At 57.3% G+C, this 4607-nt stretch carries 4 protein-coding genes; all 4 read left to right on the top strand.

The genetic code is table 11. The features are described 5' to 3' along the window. Nucleotides 1–598: cytochrome b (locus ACOVRA_RS13260; RefSeq protein ID WP_421720718.1), on the top strand; the 598-nt coding region annotated here is incomplete at its 5' end. 25 nt (nucleotides 599–623) lie between these two features. Further along, nucleotides 624–1340 carry a response regulator transcription factor gene (locus tag ACOVRA_RS13255; protein WP_421720717.1) on the top strand — a complete coding sequence of 239 codons (717 nt, stop codon included), beginning with the start codon at nucleotides 624–626 and terminating at the stop codon, nucleotides 1338–1340. Continuing rightward, nucleotides 1337–2488 (top strand): sensor histidine kinase, encoded by a 1152-nt coding sequence (locus ACOVRA_RS13250; protein ID WP_421720716.1) that lies wholly within the window; start codon nucleotides 1337–1339, stop codon nucleotides 2486–2488. The genes ACOVRA_RS13255 and ACOVRA_RS13250 overlap by 4 nt, the downstream gene beginning before the upstream one ends. Before the next feature lie 93 nt (nucleotides 2489–2581). Continuing rightward, nucleotides 2582–4607 (top strand): TonB-dependent receptor plug domain-containing protein (locus ACOVRA_RS13245; protein WP_421720715.1); only part of this gene is annotated, 2026 nt, incomplete at its 3' end.

Genomic DNA, 4607 nt, shown 5'->3' with positions numbered 1-4607 from the left:
ATTAGGGATCGCGGAGGAAATGTTCATGATCGAAAGATATCCACGATTGATGCGGCTTATGCATTGGAGTGCAGCGGCGCTGATCCTGCCCGCCTTGCTGATCGGACTTGCGCTTGCTTATAAACTTGTCGTCCCCGATAGCCCAGCCGCAGACTGGTGGACGGATATCCATGTGTTGTTGGGGCTTAGCGCATTGGGTATCATGCTCCTGCGGATTATCATTGCGCTACGTTCCGCCAAGCCGCCGATCGCCGGCACGCGCACAGAAGTTTTGGCTGCAAGGAGCGCGCACTTTGCTTTGTATCTGCTGGTGATCATCCTGCCATTGTCGGGATATGCAGGCTGGATTGCTTATGGAGAGGCGCCAAAGCCGTTCGGTATTCCTTTGCCAAAGTTTGAGCCGCTCGCGACCTTCTTAGAAAGTAAAAAAGCTGGCGAGTGGCTTTGGCCCGTCCACGAATATGCTGGCCTTGCTCTCACCGCCTTGCTGGTCATCCATGTGGCGGCTGTTGTTCGCCGGAGCTTGCTCGCGCGCAACAGCGACAGGATCGACGGTCTCAATCGGATGCGGGCTGGCCCGACCGGGCAATCAGAATAAACAACACCTATGAAGGCCCTTGCGTATGACCACTGCAGCAATTATCCCTAACAAAATGACGCTTGCCGGGGTCAAGATTCTGATTGTTGAAGACGAACCCGAAATTGCGGAGATCGTCGATGCGTTTTTTCGCCGCGAAAACGCCGAGTGCCTTATTGTCGGAGATGGCGAAAGTGCGGTGGATAGTTCACGCTGGTGGCAGCCTGATATCGTTATCCTTGATCTGGGTCTCCCCCGGCGTGATGGTATGTCGGTATTGGCTCAATTGCGCGTTGGGCCAGTCCAACCCGGTGTCATCATCCTCAGTGCACTCGGTGAGCCGATCGACAAGCTGGCGGGGTTCCGCCTCGGGTGCGATGATTATGTCGTCAAGCCTTTCGACCCCCATGAAATCGTTGCTCGTGCCAAGGTGTTGGCGGGCAGGCAACGCCGCGAGGCGGCGCACACCGTTCGGTCTTTTGGCAATATTCGGGTCGATGTGGATGCGTTCTGCGCGTTCGTTGGACCCCAGCCCCTTGACCTGACGCCGACCGAGTTCAAGTTGCTGGATCTGTTCGTCGAGCGGGGTGGCAGACTCATCACACGCGGCCAGATTGTCGATCTCGCGCTGGACGAGGAAGCGTTTGACCGCTCCGTCGATCCCCATATCAGCCGTCTACGCCAGAAAATAAAACGCCAGCCCTGCAGTGGCGTACGCCTCACCAGCATTCGCGGTCAAGGCTATCGATTGGATCTCGAATGATAATGGGTTTACGTGCGAGGATCGCGCTCAGCGCCATCCTCATGAGTGTGATCGCAGCACTGGTAGCGGCGTTCGCGCCCGACTATGTCTATAGTCTGCGCGACCAGCTATTCATGGCCAGTCTAGCACCTGCCGAGAAGATGCAATTGGGGCGCTTACTTGAAACATCTGGACAGTGCTCGCCATTGGTTTACGACTTCAAGATGGATCACGGCTTTGCGCCGTGGCGACTGAATTACGGCTGGGCTTTAGGCGGACTTATCGGGTTGACCGCCATCTGTTGCGCCGGGTTTGCGGTCATCTCTGCAGGACGGATCGCGGCACCTATCGAGGCAATTGCCAGCAGCGCACGCAAAATCGCAACAGGTGACCGGCACGCCCCGGTGCCAATTGGTCGGGGCGTCCCGCTGGAAATCGCCGCACTGCACCGCGACTTTACGGCAATGACCAATGCCTTGTCCGCTGCCGACAATGATGTGCGCATGCGGTCTGCCGCCATCGCCCATGAACTTCGCACACCTTTGTCAGTCTTGCGTGGCCGTTTGATCGGCGTGCAATCAGGTGTTTTCCCGCTTGACGCCACCTTACTAAATGGTCTGTTGCGCCAGATCGGTCTTGTCGATCAGCTAGTTGCCGACCTCAATATGCTAGCATCACCGCTGGGCATCGACATGCAGCTCGATCTCGAACCTGTTGCAATGGACTGTCTCGCCGCGTCGGTGATTGAGACGTTGCAACATGACGCAGCTGCACAGGGCAACACCTTGAAGTTGGTTGCCACGCCGATTGTTGCACAGGTTGATCCTGGGCGCATTGAGCGCGCGTTAGTTAATCTGGTTGCCAACGCCATTCGTTATGCGCCGGGCAGCGAAATTCAAGTGTCTGTGCGCTCTGCCGCCGATCAAATCCTATTGTCGGTGCTCGACACTGGCCCCGGATGGCCCAGTGACGACCCACAATCTTTTGCTGCCGCCTTTGTTCGTGGCGACCAATCACGATCCCGCCAATCGGGTGGCTCGGGGCTGGGCCTCGCAATCGTCACTGCCATCGCCCGCGCGCATGGCGGATCATTGCGACTGAGCGCAGGGCAAGGTGGCGGCGCGCTCGCCGAAATCATCATCCCCATTGGCGGAAAAGGTAAAGCCTGAACCATCGTCAGCCGTTCGCAACATTTCCGCAATTTTCCGCCAACGCTGTTGCAGCTCTGACAAGTTATTGCGTCCCCAGAATTGGGAGCGCCAATGAGACATCTAATCACCATCAGTATTACCGCGACAATTGGATTGTGCACGTCATCGAGTGCGCAAACGACGTCGGAATCACCTGCTCGCGCGAGTTATCCTGCGGCATACTTCGCAGATATTCAGGCGCAGAACGCCTTCGATATGCTGGCCCGGGTCCCAGGTTTCACGCTGGTTGCGAGCGAAGACCTGCGCGGCTTTGGCGACGCGGCCGGCAATGTTCTGGTCAATGGAGCGCGGCCCGCGACTAAGGACGTTTCCCTGACCGAACTGTTACGGCGCATTCCGGCACGCACTGTTGAACGCATCGACATGCTCGATGGAGCCGTCACTGGCCTTCAGGGCGGGGGCAGTCGGCTGGTGGCCAATGTCATCCTAAAGGCCTCCACGAGTAGCAGCGGTACATTGCGTCTGCGGGGCCAAACAATACAAGGAGGCAGGTTTGGACCATCCGCAGCGGGGTCGTGGCGCGGATCAATTGGCGGTGCCACCGTGTCAGCCAGCCTGGAAGCCGGAAACAAGTCGCTCGCGCGAATCGAAGGCCAACAGCGGCTAATTGATGGTAGCGGCGGGGTCGTCGAGGCTGGTCCTCTATTGGACCGTCGGCGCTACAATGACTATTCTGGCTCGTTGAGTATCGCCACCCCGATTGCCGGCATCAACACCACGTTGGCGACATCGCTACGGACAGATGACTTTAAGCGGCGCCATCGTTTCACCGCTTTTGCGTCAGGCGCTGCTTTGCCGATCAGAACCCAGATCGAAGCCGAAAATTATCCCGGCCGCAGCGCCGAGCTGTCGCTCGAATTGACACGCCCTATCGGCCGCGGTGAAGCTAAACTGATAGGCCTTAGAACATGGTCAAACGAAAGGGGCTCCTCGCTGGTCGGCGCAGAATTTCCTTCGGGGGCTATTTCGAGTTCGCTTTATACATCCAATGATGACCTGTCCGAGAGCATTTTGAGAGCGACTTGGGCACCGCGTTGGCCAAAGCTTGCCGTCAGCGCGGCATTTGAAAGCGTGCGGACGACCCTAGTCTCAAACACTGAGTTCGTTCAGATCGACAACAAAATTACAACACCGCTTGAGGCCGGCCGCACCAATGTTGGGGAAACACGCGGCTCGGCAGCTTTGTCGGCAACCTGGACAGGCATCGACAAGATATCGGTTGAGGGTGCCATCGCCTTTGAAGCAACGCGCATTACCCTAGCCGAGCCGCTACGATCTTCCAATACTTACCGCTTCTTCAAACCCCGCGTCGTGGCTACATGGAACCCAACCAGCCAAATGACCCTGAGCTTGCAGGCCGAACGCAAAGTCGGGCAACTGAACTTTGGCGATTTCGTAGGGGCACAACAAGTCGCCGATGGCTCCTCAACCCGGACGAACAGTGCTCTCCAGCCTTCGCAAACCGATGGGCTGCGACTGACGGCCGAACGCCGATGGGGCACACGGGGCAGCGTCAGCATCACCTTCGTGAGCGAACGCATAACCAATGTGGTGGATATCGTGCCAGTCGGTGATGGCCAAGGCGTTGGCAATCTGCCTTCGGCCAGCAGTTTCGGGGTCGATTTACTAGCCTCAATCCCACTTGGCTTTTTGCTAGATGGTGCAGAACTGACAGTGGATGCAGCTTGGCGAGAAACCTCGGTGCAAGATCCGTTCAATGGCGCGACGCGGCAATTACAAAATGCCGAGTTCGCCGGTACGACGATCAACTATCGTCAAATCATCAACCCACGCGTCAGCTATGGCGCGGCAGTCAGATATGACCCGCCCTATCGATTTTTCCGCAGCCAGTCGAAAAGCGAGTTCAAAAGTGGGCCGGACTTTTCGATCTTTGCCGAATGGGCCGTAGGATCAGCGAGCAAGATGCGCATCGAGGTCAACGAGTTGTTCGGCCGCCGCGTTGATCGCGAACTGACCCGCTATATGGGACTGCGCGGCATTGCACCAATCAGTAGCGCCGAGTTTCGCGATCGCACCAGCAGCCCAATTTTCGCGCTTCAAATCGAGAAAACCTTCT

This window comes from Aquidulcibacter sp., from assembly GCF_049239865.1.
Classification (GTDB): Bacteria; Pseudomonadota; Alphaproteobacteria; order Caulobacterales; family Aquidulcibacteraceae; genus Aquidulcibacter.
This window is presented reverse-complemented; position numbering and strand designations above follow the sequence as displayed.

Bases quoted from the DNA above. Each gene is read 5' to 3' on its own strand.
- ACOVRA_RS13255 (WP_421720717.1), top strand. From the start codon at position 624: ATGACCACTGCAGCAATTATCCCTAACAAAATGACGCTTGCCGGGGTC.
- ACOVRA_RS13250 (WP_421720716.1), top strand. From the start codon at position 1,337: ATGATAATGGGTTTACGTGCGAGGATCGCGCTCAGCGCCATCCTCATG.